Source organism: Rhodococcus sp. 27YEA6, from assembly GCF_044908235.1.
GTDB lineage: Bacteria > Actinomycetota > Actinomycetes > Mycobacteriales > Mycobacteriaceae > Rhodococcus_F > Rhodococcus_F qingshengii.
Genome location: NZ_JBIYCY010000036.1, coordinates 1 through 19,951, shown reverse-complemented (window position 1 = coordinate 19,951; position 19,951 = coordinate 1). Strand labels below are relative to the sequence as shown.

18 protein-coding genes and 2 pseudogenes are annotated in these 19,951 nt (G+C 60.8%); 10 read left to right on the top strand and 10 right to left on the bottom strand.

Going from position 1 to position 19,951, the window contains the following annotated elements:
* The 7 genes and pseudogenes from ABH939_RS32305 to ABH939_RS32275 form a co-directional block, all read right to left on the bottom strand.
* The coding region (locus ABH939_RS32305) for a helix-turn-helix domain-containing protein (protein ID WP_404650706.1) at positions 1-409 on the bottom strand (409 nt) is incomplete at its 3' end.
* 314 nt (positions 410-723) lie between these two features.
* Entirely contained in the window at positions 724-945 is a 222-nt protein-coding gene (locus tag ABH939_RS32300; RefSeq protein WP_404650705.1) for a hypothetical protein, read from the bottom strand.
* Between the two features lie 435 nt (positions 946-1,380).
* Positions 1,381-2,007 carry a hypothetical protein gene (locus ABH939_RS32295; protein ID WP_404650704.1) on the bottom strand — a complete coding sequence of 209 codons (627 nt, stop codon included), beginning with the start codon at positions 2,005-2,007 and terminating at the stop codon, positions 1,381-1,383.
* Positions 2,008-2,619: 612 nt separating this feature from the next.
* On the bottom strand, positions 2,620-3,219 hold the full coding sequence (locus tag ABH939_RS32290) for a hypothetical protein (RefSeq protein ID WP_404650703.1): 600 nt from the start codon (positions 3,217-3,219) through the stop codon (positions 2,620-2,622).
* 57 nt (positions 3,220-3,276) lie between these two features.
* Positions 3,277-3,525: a hypothetical protein gene (locus ABH939_RS32285; RefSeq protein WP_404650707.1), complete on the bottom strand. Its 249-nt coding sequence runs from the start codon at positions 3,523-3,525 to the stop codon at positions 3,277-3,279.
* A gap of 1,560 nt (positions 3,526-5,085) precedes the next feature.
* Positions 5,086-5,694 (bottom strand): annotated as a pseudogene (locus ABH939_RS32280) (uracil-DNA glycosylase); the annotation flags it as partial.
* A gap of 364 nt (positions 5,695-6,058) precedes the next feature.
* A complete protein-coding gene (locus ABH939_RS32275) occupies positions 6,059-6,763 on the bottom strand; it encodes a heme peroxidase (protein WP_208722105.1) in 705 nt (234 codons plus the stop codon).
* Positions 6,764-6,955: 192 nt separating this feature from the next.
* Here ABH939_RS32275 and ABH939_RS32270 point away from each other — a divergent pair, with 192 nt between their 5' ends.
* The 3 genes from ABH939_RS32270 (at position 6,956) to ABH939_RS32260 (ending at position 10,046) form a co-directional block, all read left to right on the top strand.
* Positions 6,956-7,792, top strand: a complete 837-nt coding sequence (locus ABH939_RS32270) for a PASTA domain-containing protein (RefSeq protein ID WP_208722106.1) — start codon at positions 6,956-6,958, stop codon at positions 7,790-7,792.
* A gap of 160 nt (positions 7,793-7,952) precedes the next feature.
* The gene (locus tag ABH939_RS32265; protein WP_208722107.1) at positions 7,953-8,909 is read left to right on the top strand and encodes a recombinase family protein; all 957 of its coding nucleotides are present in this window, start codon (positions 7,953-7,955) and stop codon (positions 8,907-8,909) included.
* Between the two features lie 51 nt (positions 8,910-8,960).
* Entirely contained in the window at positions 8,961-10,046 is a 1,086-nt protein-coding gene (locus ABH939_RS32260) for an LEM-3-like GIY-YIG domain-containing protein (RefSeq protein WP_404650702.1), read from the top strand.
* A 240-nt stretch (positions 10,047-10,286) separates the two neighbouring features.
* On the opposite strand, the gene ABH939_RS32255 is transcribed toward ABH939_RS32260, so the two are convergent.
* Positions 10,287-10,583 carry a hypothetical protein gene (locus tag ABH939_RS32255; protein ID WP_404650701.1) on the bottom strand — a complete coding sequence of 99 codons (297 nt, stop codon included), beginning with the start codon at positions 10,581-10,583 and terminating at the stop codon, positions 10,287-10,289.
* 800 nt (positions 10,584-11,383) lie between these two features.
* Between ABH939_RS32255 and ABH939_RS32250 the strand changes: the two genes are divergently transcribed.
* The 3 genes from ABH939_RS32250 (at position 11,384) to ABH939_RS32240 (ending at position 14,035) form a co-directional block, all read left to right on the top strand.
* Complete coding sequence (locus tag ABH939_RS32250) at positions 11,384-11,770, top strand: hypothetical protein (protein ID WP_404650700.1); 387 nt, start codon at positions 11,384-11,386, stop codon at positions 11,768-11,770.
* Between the two features lie 1,080 nt (positions 11,771-12,850).
* On the top strand, positions 12,851-13,129 hold the full coding sequence (locus ABH939_RS32245; protein ID WP_404650699.1) for a hypothetical protein: 279 nt from the start codon (positions 12,851-12,853) through the stop codon (positions 13,127-13,129).
* Between the two features lie 579 nt (positions 13,130-13,708).
* Positions 13,709-14,035, top strand: coding sequence for a hypothetical protein (locus ABH939_RS32240; RefSeq protein WP_404650698.1), 327 nt, complete (start codon positions 13,709-13,711; stop codon positions 14,033-14,035).
* 314 nt (positions 14,036-14,349) lie between these two features.
* Here the strand turns inward: ABH939_RS32240 and ABH939_RS32235 are convergent, their stop codons facing one another.
* Together ABH939_RS32235 and ABH939_RS32230 are read right to left on the bottom strand one after the other, a co-directional pair.
* Positions 14,350-15,699 carry a hypothetical protein gene (locus tag ABH939_RS32235; RefSeq protein WP_404650697.1) on the bottom strand — a complete coding sequence of 450 codons (1,350 nt, stop codon included), beginning with the start codon at positions 15,697-15,699 and terminating at the stop codon, positions 14,350-14,352.
* A 298-nt stretch (positions 15,700-15,997) separates the two neighbouring features.
* Positions 15,998-16,318 (bottom strand): hypothetical protein, encoded by a 321-nt coding sequence (locus tag ABH939_RS32230; protein WP_404650696.1) that lies wholly within the window; start codon positions 16,316-16,318, stop codon positions 15,998-16,000.
* Positions 16,319-16,495: 177 nt separating this feature from the next.
* On the opposite strand from ABH939_RS32230, the pseudogene ABH939_RS32225 reads away from it, so the two are divergent.
* The 4 genes and pseudogenes from ABH939_RS32225 to ABH939_RS32210 form a co-directional block, all read left to right on the top strand.
* Positions 16,496-16,645, top strand: a pseudogene (locus tag ABH939_RS32225) (DUF1272 domain-containing protein); the annotation flags it as partial.
* A gap of 310 nt (positions 16,646-16,955) precedes the next feature.
* Positions 16,956-17,681, top strand: a complete 726-nt coding sequence (locus ABH939_RS32220) for a hypothetical protein (protein WP_404650708.1) — start codon at positions 16,956-16,958, stop codon at positions 17,679-17,681.
* Positions 17,682-18,092: 411 nt separating this feature from the next.
* On the top strand, positions 18,093-19,094 hold the full coding sequence (locus tag ABH939_RS32215) for a pentapeptide repeat-containing protein (RefSeq protein ID WP_404650695.1): 1,002 nt from the start codon (positions 18,093-18,095) through the stop codon (positions 19,092-19,094).
* Between the two features lie 122 nt (positions 19,095-19,216).
* A partial coding sequence (locus ABH939_RS32210; RefSeq protein ID WP_404650694.1) for a hypothetical protein occupies positions 19,217-19,951 on the top strand: 735 nt, incomplete at its 3' end.

Sequence of the window (19,951 nt, the reverse complement as noted above, 5' to 3'; positions counted from 1 at the left end):
CCTCCCGCAGAAAATGCCTGGTAGAGAGAGTCGAGATTTGAGGGCGGCGCGCGCGGACATACGCTGCGGCATCCGCCGGGGTCGCCCGATAGTGTTCGCGGCCGCCGTTGCGGGCGATCTCCCGTGCGATCGTGGACGGGGATCTTCCGAGTTTGTCGGCGATCGTCCGAGCGCTGTCACCGGCGGCGATCCCACGGGAAATCTCTTCACGCTCCCCGGCCGTGAGATGAGATGCTCGCCGACGACGTGGGAGCGGCCGGATACCGCCGGATTTACGCAGGAACCGGCCGATCTGAGGGACACTCTCCCCGAGGACCCGCCCGGTCGCACTCAGCGAATCACCGCGACGCCACATCTCCCAGATCGTGTTCTCTTGATCCACAGTGAACCCGAGCGCCCTGTTACCCATCCATGCCTCCACGATCACGCATCATGTCACCAGCAGTGATGCGTTGACGTATTGAGAGCAAGATCGGAATTCGACACTTTCACCACGACTGCGTATCGCCAGCTCGTGTGGGAGCCGAGGTGTCGAGAAGTCGTGTCGAAAATCTACGTCGAATAAGCCCTCGACTTTGCCTTTTCGACAGACGCGTTTCGTTCAGGCTGCCCACCAGACGATGACGATGGCGGAGAGGGTGCAGCCGAAAATGAGGGCAGTTTCGACTGACGTGCCGAGCCGTTCGTGCAGGCGCGGTCGGTGAGTGCGAGGCGACGCCGGGGTCATGGGGTGGCGGCGGGCTGGATCATGGCTTCGAGCCTGGTGAGTCGTTCTTCGAGGACACCGGTGATAGCGAGCAGCCCGAGCACGGTCGGTTCGGTGATGTCGCGGCCCTGCTGCGCGTGATTGAGCAGCGTCGTGCGCAGAAGTGAACACATGGGGGCGTCGTCGCTGATGGGGAGTTGCTCGAGTTTGGCGGTCAGACGCTCGTCGGGAGAGGCCATGGTAGCTCCTGCACGTGTGGATCATGCAGGCCGAACGAAAGGGGCGACTGCCTGCGCGGCGGTAACGGGGTGGTGCGCTGGAACCGAGGCGGAAAACAGCGCACCACAGGGGTGATGTTACTGCGTCATTGCTGGGCGGTCGGTACGCGGGAGGTAAGTGACGGCGCACCCATGGGCGCGATGAACTAACTCGGGTACCGCTCGGGTACCGTCACCTGCCGACGGCGAGGACTCCTCGGTAGTTCAATGCTCAAGTAGCTGTAACTGTGCGAAGACTGGTAACCGGGGTGGGCGCCACGTAAATTTTCGGGGGCGGCATCACCCGGTCCCCAACGGGTATGGCGAACGCTCCGCCGGTAGCCACCCCTGGTCTATCGGCGGGCGAGCCGTCCCGCAGGTTTCGACGCGTCGACTGCGTTTTTGCCGCGCCGGCGGTCATCGTGGGTTGGGGGTGCGCCACAGGCACGGGGTCTCGCCATCGTCGATGTTTGCGAGGGCCCGGATTCCGTCGGCGTCCTGGGCGAGGATGTCCGCGAATTGCCGTCTATGGGTGTCGTCGAGTCCGTCGGGAAGATTCGCACCTTTGGCGATGGATGCGGCGGCGCCGTCGAGGTAGCGCGCGATGCGCAGGAGCAGTGGGCGCGGGGTGGGGACGAGGAAGGCGTTGGCGTCGGCGGTGATCATGCCAAGGGTCGAGAGCAAGGACAGGCCGGCGACAGCTTCTTTGTCGTCGAGGTTGATGTGCGCGACTTTCAAGGCTTCGGCCAGTGCCGCGGTGGTCAGACCGACGGCGGCGACGGGCATGGAGATCGTGCGTTCGAATTCGATCAGATCGGCGCCGGGGGCCTCGTCGGAGAGAGACACCGCGAGGGCGAGGAGGCGTTCGTCGGTGAAGTCTCGCTGTGCGGTCTGGCGGGTGACTCGCATGAGCGCCGCGTACTCGGAGACTTTGTCGTCGAGGATTTTGCGGGCTTCGGTGTCGGTGATCGTGAGCCCGAGATCGAGTAGGGCGGCCCGGAATTCGGTGGATCGGGTGTGGAGCCAGGTGGGCCGAGGACTCATCGCTGCTCCCGTGAGGTTGAGGCCGTTGTTGTTGAGGTGAGCTTAGATCCGCCGCGAATCACGGGAGCGACGCGGCTGCCGAAACAAACCTGGGTGATGGCAGATCAGCGGAACCGCGTGCGCTACATTTCCCTTCCACTCCATCTCCGCTCAAGACGGCGATGGATGGGGGTTCGCCGAGATGTTGTCACACGACTCCAGACGGGCCGCTCCCTGATCGTGCGCCCGACTCTCCGAGGTTGGGTGTACTCGACCCACCCGGCTGGTACTGACGACCGGCCGGGTGGGTCGCTCAAAGGTGTGCGGCGTGTTTTCCTCTTCCGCGTGAGCCCAGGTAACGAGTGGCCGAGCATGCAGTGAGTATCCGAATTCTGGTCTCCGCAGCGGGTTTTCTCTTCGTTCCATCGAAACCCGTGTGACGAAATCTACGTCGAATATCGTGTCCATCAGGTTTCGGACGGTACTCGAGTGCGGATGCGAAAAACGTACAGTCAAACCACAGGACCTACTCAGTGATGAGTGGACCAAAGTCGGGTGAGAGTGTCGAGACCGCCCCCCCGAATTGCAGCTTCGAAGTGCTCAGGACTGACCGGACTTCGTCGTGCCGTGACATCAGTTGTCGAGTATTTCGCGGCATTGTTCCGGGGTGTTGCCTTGTCGTAGGCAATCCGACCACAGGACTTGGGGGTGGTTCGGCGGATTCGTTACTGTCGGCGTGCTTGCCGTGGTCCGAGGAGTGCCAGCTGTTGGCGGTGCATCGGTCATTCCGGCTTCGGCTCGAGGATCGGGGAAGGTCATTCCTAGTGAGTTGGTGCATGTGGTTCCGTCGCAGGATCCGCCGTTGGCGGTGATTTCGCTGACCCGGTTGATCGCTGCGGGGCCGGCGCATTCGTCTGTCCAACCGTATGTTCCGTCCGTGAACGCAGTGTTCGGACCGGGCGAAGTGCAGTAGTCGACGCGCTTGGTCACCGCCGGCGTTGGCGTGTCAATGAATGTTGCCTCAGCTGTGGACGGTTCGACGATGGTTTCCGTCGTGGTCTCCGCAATCGTGGCACTGGAAACCGGTGTGAGTGTCCCTGACGAGCTCGGTGTCGTGGCGGTCGCAGTTGTTCCCTCATGCGAGGCAGGTTCGGTAGACGAGCCCTGGGCGCTGCACGCACTGAGCGCGAGAAGGAGGATCGGCGCTGCTAGCCAAAACTTTTTCATTGTCATTGCGATCGCTTCATTCTGTGGCCGGGTCGGCGTGTGGTGGCAGAGCTAGGACGGGTGTCAGCGGAGAATTTCTGCGTACGCCTGGCGCCGGAGCTGTCGAAGTTGCCGCCCATCGGCCAGTTGCCAGTCCCTCCAACCGTGCCGTTGCCGGCCCATGATGTCCGTCAACGGCGCCGAGGGCGGCCCGTAGCGTTTCCCGTCGACTTCGAGGGCCCCGTCCCGTGTGATCGTCGCGACGTAGGTGAGCCCGCAGCCGCCGTCGTGATACGTCAGTTGGTCGCCGACCTGTAGATGGCCGAAGAGCATGAGCTGCAAGATGTCATCGTCGTAAGCGATCGGGGCGGAGGGCGGCGTGATTCGATCGGGTTGGTGTGTGAGCGTGGAGGATTCGGATGTCAAATCATCTCGGTCTCCGTCTCCGTCGCCGTTCTGCTCGGTCGCCGGTTGTGCGAATGCGGTGGCTGCACTCTCGAGGTGATGTTCTGTTGTGGGCGTAGTGATCTCGGCTTTGTCCGCGTGTTGGTTTCCCGAACCGACGAGGTTGCCGATCCCGCGGCCCACCCACCCGAGTCCGGATCCGACTCCGGAGACGCCTGCGCCGATCGCTTTTCCTGCCGCACCGGCGACGGCGCCGCCGGCGGATGCTGCCCGGCTCCCGACTTCCGCCAGGGCGTCGACAACGCTGGGGCTCTCGTGGTCGGTCCATCCCATGACCTGACTGCCCCGTGCCTGCGCGAAATCGTCGAGGTCGTCCTTGAGTTTGACGATGTCGTGTTTGAGATTGTGGGTGGCGCCCCACCGGAACCCGTCGAGTCGGTGCATTTTTGCAAAGTGTGAGAGCTCGGACCGCGCGTGCAGCAACAGTTCGCCGTCACGCTCGAAATGTTCGGCCAGCACTGTGCGGGCGTCGTCGAGCACCATCTGCAGATGCTGCGGCTCGGTGGCCTGCACGCGGGCGATCCGCAGCCGCTGCCACAGATAGAGTGACTGTTCACTGACGACCAACAGGTGCAGGGTTTCGCCGAGTCGGTTTTCTTCGATTGCTCGGCGCAGGTAGTCGGCGCGGTCTTGGACCGGGCGAGTGGCATCGAACCCGGCCAGGGTGCGTTTGACGTGTTCTCGGAGGCGTTCGATCGTCACATTCAGGGTGGGGCGGAGACCGGCAACAGATTCCCAGTCCGCAGTCGGCAGAGCTCCGTGTTCGTCGAGCGTGGTGACGAGCCGATCCAAGGTTGTGAAGTGCCCGACCACGTCACCGACGCGGGATGCTTGGGCGAGGACGAGGACTTGCTCGATTTTGCCCTCGACGCGGGCGATTGATTCGTTCACCGACGCGATGGCCACCTCGAGCGCGACCTGTACCGCTAGCAGCTGCAGGGATAGCGCTTGGGTGGGGCCGAGGGGCACTTTCTGCCACTGCAGCTGCTGGCGGAACTTTCCTGCTTCGTCGACGACGGTCATTCGGAAGAAGCCGTTGTTGCCGGGCATCACCTTGTACGTCTTCAATGCCTGGACGCTGTCCGGGGACAACCGCACGAACTGCCCGGCCTGGGCGGCAATGGCTTTCACTCCGACGGCGGCAGCAGCGACATTGGCCATCGAGGTCTTGCTGACGCCGGAAACATCGAGTGCTTCGCCGGCGAGGTCGGTCAGGCGCGCGAGATATCCGGCTACGACCTCTGGATTCCCGGCAACGAGAATGCCTTCCGGTTCGACGGAGACGGCGAGTTCGTTGCCGGGGCCGGTGGTGCCGGGTACGTCCAGTGCAGCAGTGCCTGTCCGAGTTAAGTGCGCGGGTGAACTGCTTGAGGAGGGCGTCTCGTTCATCGATGTCCGCTTTCTGCTGGTGTGGTGGTTGTCGGTGGAAAGGATCTGGGCGATCGTGGTGACTGCATTGTCGAACCGCTCCCGTCCGCCGGGCGAGTTCAAGCCGCGATCGGAGCAGTGCGGAATGTTTCCGGGTACGACATACAAGTCGCGTTCGATGCCGGCGCGTTCCCAACCGTCCCTGGCGGCGACACCCAACAGCAGCACGATCTCCAGATTCGGGCACAGTGCGACGAATTCGCGGGTCCACTGAGCCGCGCGGGCACGTTCGGCCGGTGTCGAACCACCGTTCTTGACCCCCGAGACAGGGAACGGGACGACATTCCAATGCACCACGTCCGACCACGAAATACCGGCGCGGGCATACGCTTCGCGGCAGTTGCGTGCGGTGCGGTCGTTGTTGTCGAGACTGAGCAGACCCGATCCGGTACCGGCCTCCGCCTTCGTGGAGGGGTTGTCCAGCAGAACAAGGACTCGCGCTTCGATTCCGCCGAGGTCCGGATCCACGTAGGGCACGTGTCCGCGGGGGAGCCCGACGGAGTCGGCGACCCGGTCCGCGAGCGAATTCAACGCCGCCACATGAACGTCGCGAATACGCTTCTTCTTCTCGGTAACCACCGCAGGGTCGGCGTTGCGTCCGTTACTCATGATGGTGAGTATTCATGGTCGTCGTACTCCTCGAAACGGGTGCCCAGCAGATAACCCGTCCACCGGGCGGAGTTTATGAACATGCTGTGACGATCGCGCCGATGACAATCAACAAGAAGACAACAAAACCGATGAATTCCACGACTCCTTCAGCGGGTGAACTCTTTTTCGCCGCACTCATCTGTACCTCACTCCTGTCGTTTTCCACGCAAAACCTCGGTCACGATCAACGCAGATGCGACTCGTAGTCTCATCGCCCAGTTGCGGGTAGCGAGAGTGACACAGCCTGCCGACATGTCCCGTTGGCGGAGAATCGCTGAACTCAGAAGGTCAGGCGCCTGGTTGATCGCTCCGAAGCTTGTGCTCAGCTCTGTTGGTTCACAAGTCGGCCGGATTCGAATCGCCAGATCGCATGATCGAGGTGGGTGACGTTGTGGCCGGATTTTTCGGCCACCGCTTCCACGAGCATCGCGGCATCGGTTGCGCTCACATTCTCCGGGGCCGCTCCGACCGCGTCGGCGACGTAGCGAATGACCATGCGATCGGCCTTCACACCGGGGGAACCGGCGAGCATCAGGAAGTAGTTCCAGGTGATCCCGGAACGCTGGCCAGGTACCCTCGCCCAAGCTTTCTTCGCGCTCTCGAGTTCGTTGGCGTCGGCGGCGCGGAGGTCGTCGGTGCTGTCGATTCCCAGCTCACGCAGCCGCCCGGCAGCCTCATGAATGGCCGCAGCCTTGAGCGGGGCACCTTTGGTCGTCGAGGTCGGTTTGCGGTTGTTCGTCATCGCCGCCCACTCCTGCGGGCCGCCGAGTTCGTCGAAAGTATCCAACAGGGCTCCGGCGTTGTCGGTGTCGGCATCACCGCCCTGCGCCCGCCGGAAGTCGATGTAATGCCTTAGGACGTTTTTGACGGAGTTGTAGTGTGCGCCGGTGGACGCGATCGAGTCGATGATGCACAGGGCAAGGCTGCGCGGGTAGCCATCCGGGCGGAACCACAGGTCAGGATCGCCGAGGTCGGCGGTGCAGCGCTTCGCGAGGAGTTCAAGCCGGTCCTCTGATGGCGTGGGCATGTGTGTCCTCTGCTCTGCGCTCTGAATGGGATGACTTCTTAGCGCACTATGCCCGAGCGCTCCGACATTGCTGAGTGAAATGGAATATCGGGCGATGCAGTGGGCGGGTTTGCCGCATGATGCAATGTCCGAGAATCCATCGTCCTTCGAAAAACCGTTCCCGAATCTTCCAGCTGACCAAGACAGGTAAAAATGCCGACGAAGCGCACCACCACAGCCCTGATTACCGGACTCGCATTTTCTTTCGCGTTGGTGGCATGTGGGAGTGATCCGGTCGAAGTGCCGAAGGTGGCAGGTATTCGACTCGACGACGCCCACAATGTGCTCAAAGACGCGGGTTTCAAGGAATTCGAGGATATCGACGCGATATCGGACCGCCAGCCCCTGATGGATGCCAACTGGGTGGTGGTCGAACAGGTCCCACCGGCGGGGGATCGGATGGATCAGAAGGACACCGTCACCTTGAAGATCGCGAAACCGGAAGACGAGGGAATTCGGGAAATTCTTCCGGAGGATTCACCCGTCCTGGCCGAAATACGTGAGCGCGACGCAGCCACCGAGCGCAGGAATGCCGAATCCGCGCGCAGAGCTGAGGAGAAGGAACGCAAGGATACGGAGAAACGGCTGGCAGACGCCAAAATTTACGTCGGTAAGGTCGATCCTGCGACGCGACTGGCGAAAGCTGCCATCGACGAAGCGCTGGTTTTCGGAGAAGATGTCGCTGCAGGCCGCGCATCAGTTCTCGACATCATCGGCTACAAGCAGGCGTTTGCGAGCACGATGGATTCCTATATAGCGATCCTCGAAGGCAGGGACCTTCCGGACCATCTCGAGAGCGCTGTGAACGACATCCGCGAATCTGTCGACGGTTTCGGCTACTACCTCGAAACGCTGTACACGGCAGTCGGTTCCACAGCAGAAAGCTCCATTGCCCGCTCCCGAATCGTCTACGCCGATCACAAGTCGTCGTACAACGAGGCGGTGGCGAAGATATACGAAGGATCGTCGGTGGCTCCTCCGCTGCTGTGAACCGCGCGTCTCCCCGAAATTCATAGTGGTGAGATACTTCAGAGAGCGATTGTTCCGGTATACCGACGAGTTTCTGACTTCGCGCTCCCACGCCTGATCCCGGTAGATGCTGACGACTCCAAACCTGACGGAAACCCTAAAGAAGGGTAGTTTTCGACAGATGTTGTTCGGTTACGCCCGGGTGTCGAGCGCAGAGCAGAACCCCGCCCACCAGATCGACGCCCTGACGCGTGCGGGGATTGACGCCGCAAACATCCACACCGACCACGCGGGCGGCGCGAAAGCTTCACGCCCGCAACTCGATGCAGTGCTGACCCGATTACGGAGCGGTGACACGTTGGTGATCACCCGACTGGATCGGTTGGGGCGTTCGGTGTTGCATCTGATCACCCTGGGCGCCGATTTGCGCGAGAGGGGGATCGGCTTGAAGGTCCTCGAGCAGGGCATCGACACCGCCACAACGGAAGGGCGGGCGATGTTCGGGATGCTCTCCGTCCTTGCCGAACTCCAACGTGAGTTGATCGTGGCGAACACCCGTGACGGGTTGGCCGCTGCGCGCGCCCGGGGCCGTACCGGCGGTCGTCCGTCGAAATTGTCCAGCGATCAGATCGTGCTCGCCCAGCAGCTCTACGACGCGGGGGAGAAGACGGTCGCGCAGATCTCGGCGATATTGAATGTTCCCCGCACTACTGTCTACGGGCACCTGAACAAGCGCGCACCAGCGGCGAGTGTGTCGACTGATTCGGTGAGCACGGTTGCTGCGGCCCCTGTTACGCCAGCGCAAACGTCGCGGATCTGCCCGTCCTGCGGGTACGAGCCGAGCACCAGAGCCGAAGCGGCCCATCAACGCGGCGATCTGGCCGTGATCTGGCTCCATCCGCATACCGACAATCCGGCCGATCCAGGTGCGGCGGTCGCCCGATCGCATTGCCATCAGTGCGAGCCGGGTCCGCCGGCGTTCGATGTCGCCTGCACGGTGTGCGGTGACGGACCAATCCTCGCCGGCGAATTCGCACAGTCCGCACACAGCGGCACCCTGCCGGATCCGGTGCAGCAGTGGCTCACCGCGAGTGGATGGGCCGTACTGCCTGAGCTGCGGTGCCCAGATCACATCTGAAAATTCGTCGGGACCGGTGAGTACTGTGCACTAATGCCGACAGTATGGACAGTGACGGACAACTCCGCTCGCGAGCTTCGCGATTCACGACTTGCCGCTGACTTCATCACCCTCGAGATCGACGGAATCAATCCCGATCCAGTGATGCGATGGGCCGAGTTGCGTTCAGTGCTGCGACATCTCGAAGATCACGCGGGCCGCGTTTTCGCCACCGCGGAAGCAGCGTCTAAGGCATTGTTCGACGATGGAGGCGGCTTCGGAATTTCCCAGGTTCTCCGAGCAGGGGTCCTGGACCAACTCCATACCCAGCAGGCCGTCGGCGAGTACGCGTTACCACCGAGACTGGCGCCGGGAGTCACCGAGAAGCTCGGTGTCTACGTCTATGCGCTCATCGATCCACGAGATCGCTCCATCTTCTACGTCGGCAAGGGAGTCGGAGATCGCGTCTACAGCCACATCTGGTCCGCCATGGGAGCCGCTGAACTCGTCACAGACGGAACCGAACGCGAAACCCCCGCCGTGAAATCGGCAAAGAACCAACGCATTCGAGATATCGTTCAGTCGGGCAGGACAGTCGAACACGTCATCCTGAGGCACCGGATCGAGCCCGAAGCGACAGCCGACAAGAGTGCATACGCCATCGAGCAAACCTTGATCGATGCGCTCCGACTGATAGAAGCGCCGGCAGGTGAGGCAGTGTTGGCGAACATCGCTGGCGGTCACACCACCACGGAGTGGGGCGTGATCCCGCTACCTGAACTGATTCGGCGTTACGCCGCGACTGCTGCGCCGGAGATCGAACGGCCGTTCGTGGTTCTCGTCGTCAACGCGGCACTGAACCCAGACAACTCCAAGGAAAAGATTTACGACGAAGGTCGAGGCTGGTGGCACGCCGGCCCGGCTATTCGCAACACAGCGAATGTTCCGATTTTCTTCGTTGCCGCAGACATCGTCCGAGCGGTGTATCGGGCTTCGAGTTGGGAACAGAGCGAACAAGGCGGGGCCTGGAGGTTCTCCGGCCCAGCGGATCCGGAACTGGAAACCCGCTACGTCGGAACCAGTGTCGCGGAGCTGAAGAAGGCTCGGCGGACGAGGCGATGGCGTCAACATGGGTGGCATCCCTACCCGGCGGAGTGAAAATGGTGCCCGCGCATTCGTCGAGTTCTGCTTGCGGCGCCGAGCCCCTCGGATCGCCGATAATATAGATTATGTCATCCTGTCGATGAAATGCGCTGCCCAACAACGAAATGCGTCCACACTGAACGTGCATCGTCAGTGTCGAGTGGCAGCGTCGCTACCAGAGTTGGAGTGGACACTCTGCAACCTCGGCCGCGGCGATGCGCTCTTCGATGGTGGCGAGTCCTACGTTCTGCTCGATTACGTTCTGTCCGAACCGGATGCGAATCGCATCACTCCTCGGGGACCGACGCACTGTGAGGCATGTGGGTACATCCACCGATACGCATCAACGACGTCCTGCAGTCGATGCTCGGGTCGATTGGGGTCGCGATAGCGCGCATCGCGGACCGATGAGCGGTAGGTATCGGCCAGCTTTCGAACAGCCGCCCGATCCTCGAGATGCAGTGGCACCTTCAAATCTCGGGCTTCGCCCTCTGCTACCCGCGTGAGTTCCCGGCCTTCGGCGGTCAGATCATCCCAGTATTTCTGGTTCATCTCGGTATCGGTTCTCTTCCACGTCAGGTTAGCCAACGAAAGCGGTCGCTTAGATTATCCGATCTCATGAGCAGTGGCTGGTCGTTCACAACACCGACCGCTTGGGACCTGCACATCGACGATACGGCGGGTCCGAGGGAGGCAAGGAAGTCATCGGATCTGGTGAGGCCCTGGTGCTGCTCGTGAAATGCGAGTCCGTTTCCTTCTCGGGCTCGGCAGATTTACAGATCGGGGCCAAATCTGGAAGCACGTCTAAGTCTGGCAGGGATTTGTTTATCGGTGTTTGCCCGTTCCTGGTAGTCCGCCGGAAACGACAGAGCGGATCCCTCCGGCCGGTGCCGGCCTTCCGCAATGCGGAGGTTTCTTCGCCGCAGGAGGAGGCTTCGGACCTAACCGCAGGTACAGCTGCCGGCGCAGACGACGAGCTTCGGCAACCAGTTCGCGCTCACGCTCAGACAAGGCGCGGGCAGATGCGACGTCGGTCGCAGTTCGTAAGAACTGCTCCACCTGCTTCAAATCGGCACGTGCAACTCTCTGACGTTTGCTTTCGCTTGGCGGCTCTACCGAATTTTTGTTCTTTCGACGTCGACCCATAACGGATGCTCTCATACCTCTCTGACACATGGAGCTGGCTTTCACCGCGCAGAGTTTGATCTCTTGCATCGCAAGGGGAACCGATTCGTCCATGCCGCAGGAACATTTCCGCAAGACTGACTCCTTACCGGCGGTACTGCCGGAGGTGAGGCACGGTAAATTTCGCGCGAACCCAGTTGACTGATCAGAGCGAGGAAGTGACGTACGTGGCTAAAGATGGTTGGGAGTTCTGGCGGGTTAGCAATTCGTCGAGTGGGGCATTGGAATGGCTCGCGGTTACGCGTCCGGGTGCACGCGCTGCGATCGACCGCGAAAAAGTGTGGACGCTGTTGCCGAAAAGTCGCATGTTCCTCGCCAACTGGTTCCTGACCGCGGATTTCGGACGAGAAGACGACGCGAACGAATGGGTGTACGAGAATATCGACTCCGTCGAAGCACGTGAGGTGGCGCTGGAGGTGCCGGAGCCCTCGACCGAGGTCGTGACCCGATTGACCCACCCCGAGTCGTCTTTGACGCTGAATCAGATCGATCGGCACCCCGTGGACAGACTTCTGGGCAAACGAGTGGCAGACAAACTCGCAAACCGTAACTGAACTACTTGCAGACCATGCGCCGCGGACGAACCCCCGGAGTTTTACCGTCCGTCACCCAAATCCAGGAAGAGCACGGCCCACTCTTTTGGATGAGTCGACTTCCAGGCCCTTACCGCCCCTTGCCCTCTTGTTACCACCAGAGCAAACCAACCGATGGTTTGATTCATGGCATGTTCCACGTCGAATTCGGCGGGGTTGGTGGTGATTAAGCGAGTCAGAACTGATTCCACCAAATGGCAAATGCGTTCCACACTGTGCTGGCCCACCCCCACACAGGAGGCATGACAAACAGGTCAGGGAAGTATCCGATCATCGTTCGTCTCCTCAGAGTGGATTCCACCAGGCAGCCAGTGGCAGCAAGAATGCGTACCAGAACAGCACTTCTTCGGGAAAATCAGGTAGGCGCCCGATCATATGTCTCTCCTTCCCTGCCTTACTTCGTCCATCGCACCTGATAGTGGCGCGTTACAGTGCAGGCTCTGCGCAAAGGAAGTATTCCGGCCAGAGAACACACACACACACGAAGACACCGCCCTACGCGGCGACAGGCGCACCTAGAGGTAGGGTGATCAGGGACTACGAACATCATCACTGCCGGACCCCTGAACTATTCTTCAGGACCGCGACGAGCAGCAGGTCGGCACTCGGACCTAAGCGCAGCGAAAGCTGAAGCCCTGACCTGCACACCCGTGCAGTTCGACCTGATCCTCCATTACGACCGCGCGGGCAGATCTACCGGTGACACCACGGCGGCGAGCTCCCGCCCGTGCTTCGTTGTGAGGAGCATCTCGCACCGTCGCCGCGCGCCCGCTCCACCTGCTTTCGACTGGAACAGTGGCACATTCGAGATCGACCAGCACCGAAGAACGGATCGATTAGAAGATGCGGGATTCGTCGCTGCTGAACTCGCATCTTCGAACTGGTTCTGAGGAACATCCGATCATTTGCGAGTTCGATGGGCCGACCCCATTCATCACGTGGAGAACAAGCGCAAGCCGCTTTCGCCGGCACCGCGAGGCAATCGTTAGTTCCTCATCCATCTAGAGTTCGAGCCTGAAACGATCGCACAGGAGGAATTGAATGGGACGTGCATGGGCTAAGAGATTGCAGGCTGCAGAAGGTCGATGGGTACGGGGAATCCAACAAAAGATTTTCAGCAAAATAGTGGCCGAAACAGAAGTAAGGATCGATGCCCTGCGGGACGAAGCTGAAGTTCAACGTAACCATTGCCGTGACGTAGAAGGCCCAGAGCTGGCGGGCATGAGTGATCTTCGTGCTGCCGATCTTCAGCACGAGGCAGCAATTTTGGAAGCCGCACTTGTGGACTACCAGGCCTACAAGTTTTTCGGCTTTAAGTGAGTATCGACTTTAGGTGGAGTGATCCCTGTGTTCGGAGCATGACCGCATCCGTGTAAAGAGGTCACCAGCGACAGTTCACTCGTGAACTTGGATCCCGACGAACCAATCTTCTGAGCCCCACCTAAACGCTGCGAATAACTTTGGATTGTGTCAGACGACTGTGAGCGATGTTGCGCTGCAATGGTATACGTCGTCGCTACCACGTCGAGCCCCGTAGTTAACGCAGAGTGATGCGCTGGTCGATGCGCTCGTTCCGGGTCGAACTCGGTTCGGATGCCGTCGCGGTGATTGTGCACGCGGGGGACGTCGGTGAGTGGACTGGCGGTCTTGCGGAGCCTGCGCAGTTCGCTTTCGTCTCACAGACGGCCGGTGGGCGCCGGCGCCAAAGTAGGAAGCGTGCCCTGGCGACTGTCTGTCAGCCGTTGTTTATCGCCGTTACTCGTTCCGGGCAGACCAGCTTGTCTCGTCATACGGAACACTCGTGAATGCCAGACGCCACGTTCCGTCGATGAACTGGCTTTTCACCACTCATGTCACAGGCTCGCCGTCCGGTATGTTCCACAGGTGAAGCTTCGGGCCATGGTTTGGACTCTCCCTACTCTGCTGTTGATCGCGGCGAGCGCAATCGCCTGCTCCCAACCTGCGGAACCGATCGCCACGGCGGATGAACGCAACCAGGCTCAGGCCGACTGCGAGAAGCTGGGGATCGAGTACTACGCCAATGTCCTCGAAGGTGTTCAGGTGAAGTCGGTATACACCCACGACATTCAGATTGAGGACCTGGCCAATGGAGGAGTCAGTGTCAGAGGCTGGACGAAAACCATCGATTACCATCAGAAAGACAGATCGTTCTTCTGCGTCGTCAAGAAGGTCGATGGGGAATTTCAGCCAGCCGAGTTGAAATAGCGGGTGGAACGGCACCTTCGGCGCCGTTGCCGCTCCGCGGCCCCAAGTAGTCGGCATGGTCCTCGTGCGAGTCGCCTCAGCTCAGCAGACCGGGCCCTCGATTGGGCCCGCCCAGATCGAAATTGTCGGGAACTCGCGTCGAAAATCTATGTCGTATTGCTACGCGGATCGATTTTTTGGACGGTATACGCGCGGTCTTTTTCGCACAGTGAGGTGTTATCCATCGATGCCGCCCAATTTGGCCGTGACTTGCATCGGTCCACCGCCGGTGCTTCCGCTGTCGGTCTGACCTACGCATATGACTCCCCGTACGGCTACCGGCGATAGGGGCCGTGGGTGCTCCACCCAGGCATATGGGGTTGTAGTTCGTCATGACTGCAGGATGTGGTGCGGAGGAGGCGTAGAGATCCATTGATGGGGTCGATGCGCTCGGCATGTTCCTGAATCCAGGTGGCCCACTTTCGTGCCTCCTCGCCGTTTTCGGCGTCGAGTTGTTCTGCGCGCTCCGCCACCTCCTCTGCGTAGGCTCGCATCGCTGCGACGGATTGCCGACGGTCCAGTTCGCCGCGGAGGCGGTCGGCGTTGCGTTCATAGCTGAGTTTCGTGAACGCCTCCTGCTTGACTTCCTCCCATCGCGTTTCGCGGATCTCGCAGCGTCGTACTTCCTCCTGACGTGACCAGTCGGCTTCGGCCTCAGCGATCTCGAGTTTGCGGACAAGCGTCGGCAATTGTTCTTCGACCGTAGCGGCGTCGGTATCCCTGAGTGAAACGATGACCTGGTCTTCCCAAGTCTTGGTGAGCGTCACTTCCAACTTTCCGGACACTTGGAAATACTTGTTCGCCGTCGTTCTCTCAGTTCGGGTGTAATAGTCAGTCTCGGTCGTATATGCCTGCACGTGGCGTCGTCCGCGTTGGTCGAGTTCACGGATCGTGACGACAAGTTCCCTCGACGGAAACCGGAGTGTCAGATCGGGGCCGGATTCACCCCGCCCCCGGTGCGGCACCTTCGCTGGGACCGTCCAACCGAGTTCAGTTGCCGCTGTCACGAGGGCTTGCAGGAAACGCGCAGCGCGAGCGATCTGCGACTTGGAGACCAACGCCTTCTTCGCCTGAAATGCGGCAACGGTGGGGTGCGGGTTTCGAAGCTGACGGGGCACGGAGAAAGCGCGCACGGAAGTCAACACCTCGAAATCTGGCTCCAAATAGACGGTCACGCCCAGGACAGGGTCCATGCGCGTTGGTTCCTGGGCCAAACGCTGCCCGTCAGGCAGCAAACCCGATTGCGACGCGAGACAGTTCTGTAGGCGCTGGACATCCTGGGAGTCGACATCGGGCCCCAGATCGAGACGTCCCCCGGCTACGACGACATCGCGCAGCAACGCCGCAGCCTTCTCACGGAGTTGCTGTTGCTCCTGTTCTCGCTTCAGCCGATCCTGTTTCTCCCGAAGAGTGCGTCTGCGTTCTGCTTCGATGCGGTGGGCTTCCTCCTCGAGACGGCGGGTGCCGTCCGGAGTGATCCGCGCGGTCCAAGTCTTGCCGCTACCGGAGACACGAAGGAAGCCGCGATTGTGGAGCGAACGAGCTGACACACGATGCGATGGACCTTCGTAGACGCCTACTTTGCATCCGTCGGCGACCCATTTCAACAGGTCGAACTGGGTCACGGTGAGATGATTCGTCGCTCGCCCCACTACCACTCCTGTCCTCGGAAACTTGAACCATTCTCACTGCTTAGGTGATAGATCCGTCAATGGCTGTAGAGCGCCCGTTGGCACTCCCGAAGGCGCCGAGAAAATCACCACCGGACAGCTCGCATCGCCGAGGCAGCCGCCGGGGGTGTCTCACGAGCTTCGATTGCACCACCCGCACCGGGGGCGATTTTCTTCTGAAATTGGACGCGTTACATTGTGTGGGCGGCAGGGTCTTCCCAGAAGTGTTGTCCGGCAATGGTGGTGACGGTTGTCAGGGATAGGGACAGAGCGAACGCCGAGGGGCGCCGGCTGCGAGCAGTGTGCCGCTGAGAGCTTGGATGGGGCATTGGCGCGGACGACCGCTGGTATTGGGAGGTTCGATCCGTTTATCCGGACCACGCTCCGGAGCGAAGGCATCGAACATGATCCGAGCAGCGGGAGCGAGTACGTCGCGCTCGACGGCGTCAACGGTGTCGGCATCCCAACGCAGCTCCCCGTCGACCGAGTCAGGTTCACCGAATACCGACGTCAGACGCTCGGACACGTAGCCCAGATCCGCCAGCTCCGACGCACTGTAAAAATCCTTGCTCATTACTTCCTCCGAATCACCGATCGACCCTGCACACCATCGTGCCGCAACACCGCGCCGGACGGGCCTCACGGACGCGTGAAGTGGCCGGGAAATGCCTAGGTCGAATCAGGGCAGGTGTGGTTCTCTGACGCTGACAGATGCACTGCGCCGGAAGGCGAGACGACTCCAGGAGCGGCGATGTTGGCGATGAAAACAATGCGCGAGAGGTGCCGCACATTTCTCGACAACGCCGCCGCAACAATATGCAGCTACGAATGCACCTTCTGCGTCGACTGTTCGGCGGCGATGGACAATGGGTGCCCGAACTGTGGCGGCGAGTTGACCGCGCGTCCTCGTCGCGTCGCGCAAGCCCGAGTGATTCGTCGGGGATGGGCAGGTCGAATCGGTAGCTACCTCGCCCAGCGCAAGCCTTCCGGCGTCCTCGAGCTCACCGATGCCGAGCGGGATCTGATTTCGCAGATCAAGGGCACCGACGGGGAAAGGTTGGCAGCGATCGAGGTGCGTCATATGCGTCCCGACTGCACACCGAGAGAAGCTCTCATCACCGTTCTCACACTTCGTGGGGAAGACGTGTTCCGAACCCCTACCGACCACGCTGTCGGTGAGAACACAGGTCGCGCCGACGGGAACAGACGCTGTGACCGACGAGCACACCATACCCGCACGCTCCAGATTCCGTGCAGCAGGAGACCGTGCAGCAGCGCGTCTGCGGAAACGAGCCGAGTGGGCTGCCGTCGCGGCGCAGCGCCGAGCCGCCCATGGCCTGGCCTACGAACACCGGAGCACTGGCGCGCTGGCCCCGTACCGGATCACCCGCGCCCTCGACGCCGCCGAGCTGTACGGCCCCGAGGTCGACATTGCATGCGGGGCACAGGAGCCGGCAGTCGACGAATGGGAGGCCGGCACCCGCTACCCCTGGTTCGAGCAGCTCCTCGCCCTGGCCGCGCTGACCCACCAAATCCACCGCGGACGCACCCGGCAAGTACCCGTTTCCGGTGAATCTGGCCAATCTCGTGCCGGCGACCTACCAATCCAACAACTTCCGTCCGTAATCCCCACGACCTCATCGGATTCAATGCTCTGGCCGAACTGCAACTCGGCCAGAGCATTCCAATTCAGTGTCCGGGGTCGACGGGCCACGGATGCAGCAGCGGCAGCCCTACTGCGCAACCAGGCACCGCAGGAACGATCACTGTGCGTGCAATTCCCACAGATGCATTTCAGCGTCGTCGGATACGGGGCTTCCCTCCCGAGACGCGCCGCACAGTATCTGGGGTACGCGGAGTGTTCGTGGCGACTACATCAGCGGTTGTTCACCGATGACTTCGCCTCCATCATGTTCGACTTCTCCGCCGCTACGTGACTACAGTCCCCACGACGTAGAACTCGTATTCCTATTTCGGAGAATGCACTAGCGATAGCGCGGCGTGCCCCAAGCGGATGGTGTCGGCGGCGCGTCCATCGTTGGCCTTCGTGGGATCGGTGTCCGCGTCCTTCATCGGTGGACTTCGTGGGATCGGTGTCCGCGTCCTTCATCGGTGGACTGTTCGGTTGCTACTGCGGCAGCCCGGCCATGATGCAAAAATAGCACTAACCCGGTCTGCACCAACTTCTGAGCACATCGCGCTCGTTTGCTCGCGTCATGAGCAAGCTCACTAGTGCAGCCGTGTCGATCTCCCTCATGGCAGTCGTCGCCCGATTTCCCAACAATCGGGGACCGCGCCAGCAGGAAGTCTGAAAGGGCCTCCCTACTCGGGATGAGAGGATCCGGGGTGTGAATGCAGTAGTAACGATCGTTGCGGTATCGGCTCTGGTTGTCGGATGTCTGGCGTTATGGCGCACGCGGCCTGTCCTTCCGTCGCGGTCGGTTGGGGACGGATTAAGCCTGTGGTTTCGGGTCTCGGCGGGTTCCGCTGCGGTTTCTGCGGTCGCGCTGCTCGCGCTGGTTATCATAGGCATCTCGAAGGAATGGCTGGTAATGCGGTACAGCGCAGTATTGGCCCCGTTGGGCGCGATTGTGGCGGCGTCGATTGCATCGGCTGGTGCCGCGCGATTGGCGATGGCTCAGACCGCAAATGCTGACAGAACTCGGCTCGAAGATGCCGAGAAAGATCTGTGGAGTCGATTCGAGGGGGCTGCGAAGCAGCTCGCTGATGAGTCGCACTTCGCGATTCGGGTAGCAGGGGTTTACGCCTTCGTCGGTTTGGCTGACGACTGGCTCCGGCTTCGACGCAAGAAGAATGCCACCGCTCGGGAGAACATCGTGCGAGCTGAGTGCGAGACGATCACAGACACCCTGTGTGCCTACCTCCGTCAAAATAATCGCAAAGTCCCGGATGTCACTGGTCCGAACGATGAGTCGCGCGCACGAGTAAAAGCTCAGCGAATAGTGAACGAGGCAATAATCAGCCAGTTCCGGATACATCTGCAGTTCGAGAAGAATGGCGAAGAAGCCGGAGGCCTGTGGGCTGACATTGGGCTGAGACTTGATCTGCGCGGCGTCGACATTACGAGCGCCTATTTCGACGGGATGGATCTGAAGGATTCGGTGTTCGTAGACGCTGACTTGTTCGACGTCGACTTGAGTCGATCCAACCTCAATGGTGCGAATCTGCGACGCGCGGACTTGTCCGGTGCGGATCTTACAAAAGCGTCGGTGGAGGAGACCAACTTTGAGTCGATCAAATACGACAGTGAAACGAAGTGGCCTGACGGTTTCAGACCGCCATCTAGTGCGACAATGCGGCGAGTGCCTCGCCGACACGAGCTGATCTGACGATCGGGTTGGTGATTGTGAGATTACGGTGGTCTTAAACCGATCAATGGAGAGAAACCGTGCGGAAAGCCCATAAACGGCGGGGAATTAGTCAAAAGTCCTTGACGTCAACGGATCTCCATATGTCGGTCGCAACTGCGCCGGCTGCATCCCTGCTGAACCTCGGAGATGAGATCCGGCAATCGCAGTCGGCTCTGCTATACGCCGATACGGTCACGCTCATCAGCCCACGTGCCACTCTCATTCACTCGATCGCGGTCGTCGAGGATGCCCCGGATTTGGAGATGCTCGAACTCTTGGTGTCGGTCGCGCCGGTTTACGCGCCACAAGCTACACACCAGCTCAAAGAAATTCTCCATAGGGTGCGTTCACTTCCCCCTGGCAACCAGCTCAACAGCACGCAACGCAAACGGCGGCGCCAGGCGCTCGGAGAGTTGTTCGACGCGATCCGTCCCGGCATCACAGAGCTTCAAGACCGAATCGGTGAAAGCTTGGAGAAGATGCGATATCGGGAACTGGCACTCGCTATGGACGCAGGACTGCTGACCATTGATCCACTACCCGACATCGATGTCCGCAACGTCGGCGACGACGCTGACGACGACATCGCTGCGAGGTACTTTGCACGTGTGCAACAAGCACTGACGAGCCAAGACACGTATCCGCTCTTCGATACGACGACGAACAACCTGGTTAACCTCGGGGTAGAGGAAGGAATCTTCAGCCCGCCCCCGTCAGCTCGCCGGCGAGGCCGCGACGCTTCCCTCGCCACTGGTCTTTTCGATCGCCTGCCGAACTTCGAACACGCGAACATGTCCGAAATCCTCGACATTCGCCAGGAACTGCGCGACCCGCTC

What these genes read in the sequence shown, in the direction of transcription:
- ABH939_RS32300 (WP_404650705.1), bottom strand. Translation starts at nt 945, where the DNA reads ATGGCCTCTCCCGACGAGCGTCTGACCGCCAAACTCGAGCAACTCCCC.
- ABH939_RS32295 (WP_404650704.1), bottom strand. Translation starts at nt 2,007, where the DNA reads ATGAGTCCTCGGCCCACCTGGCTCCACACCCGATCCACCGAATTCCGG.
- ABH939_RS32290 (WP_404650703.1), bottom strand. Translation starts at nt 3,219, where the DNA reads ATGACAATGAAAAAGTTTTGGCTAGCAGCGCCGATCCTCCTTCTCGCG.
- ABH939_RS32285 (WP_404650707.1), bottom strand. Translation starts at nt 3,525, where the DNA reads ATGCTCTTCGGCCATCTACAGGTCGGCGACCAACTGACGTATCACGAC.
- ABH939_RS32275 (WP_208722105.1), bottom strand. Translation starts at nt 6,763, where the DNA reads ATGCCCACGCCATCAGAGGACCGGCTTGAACTCCTCGCGAAGCGCTGC.
- ABH939_RS32270 (WP_208722106.1), top strand. Translation starts at nt 6,956, where the DNA reads ATGCCGACGAAGCGCACCACCACAGCCCTGATTACCGGACTCGCATTT.
- ABH939_RS32265 (WP_208722107.1), top strand. Translation starts at nt 7,953, where the DNA reads ATGTTGTTCGGTTACGCCCGGGTGTCGAGCGCAGAGCAGAACCCCGCC.
- ABH939_RS32255 (WP_404650701.1), bottom strand. Translation starts at nt 10,583, where the DNA reads ATGAACCAGAAATACTGGGATGATCTGACCGCCGAAGGCCGGGAACTC.
- ABH939_RS32245 (WP_404650699.1), top strand. Translation starts at nt 12,851, where the DNA reads ATGGGACGTGCATGGGCTAAGAGATTGCAGGCTGCAGAAGGTCGATGG.
- ABH939_RS32240 (WP_404650698.1), top strand. Translation starts at nt 13,709, where the DNA reads ATGGTTTGGACTCTCCCTACTCTGCTGTTGATCGCGGCGAGCGCAATC.
- ABH939_RS32230 (WP_404650696.1), bottom strand. Translation starts at nt 16,318, where the DNA reads ATGAGCAAGGATTTTTACAGTGCGTCGGAGCTGGCGGATCTGGGCTAC.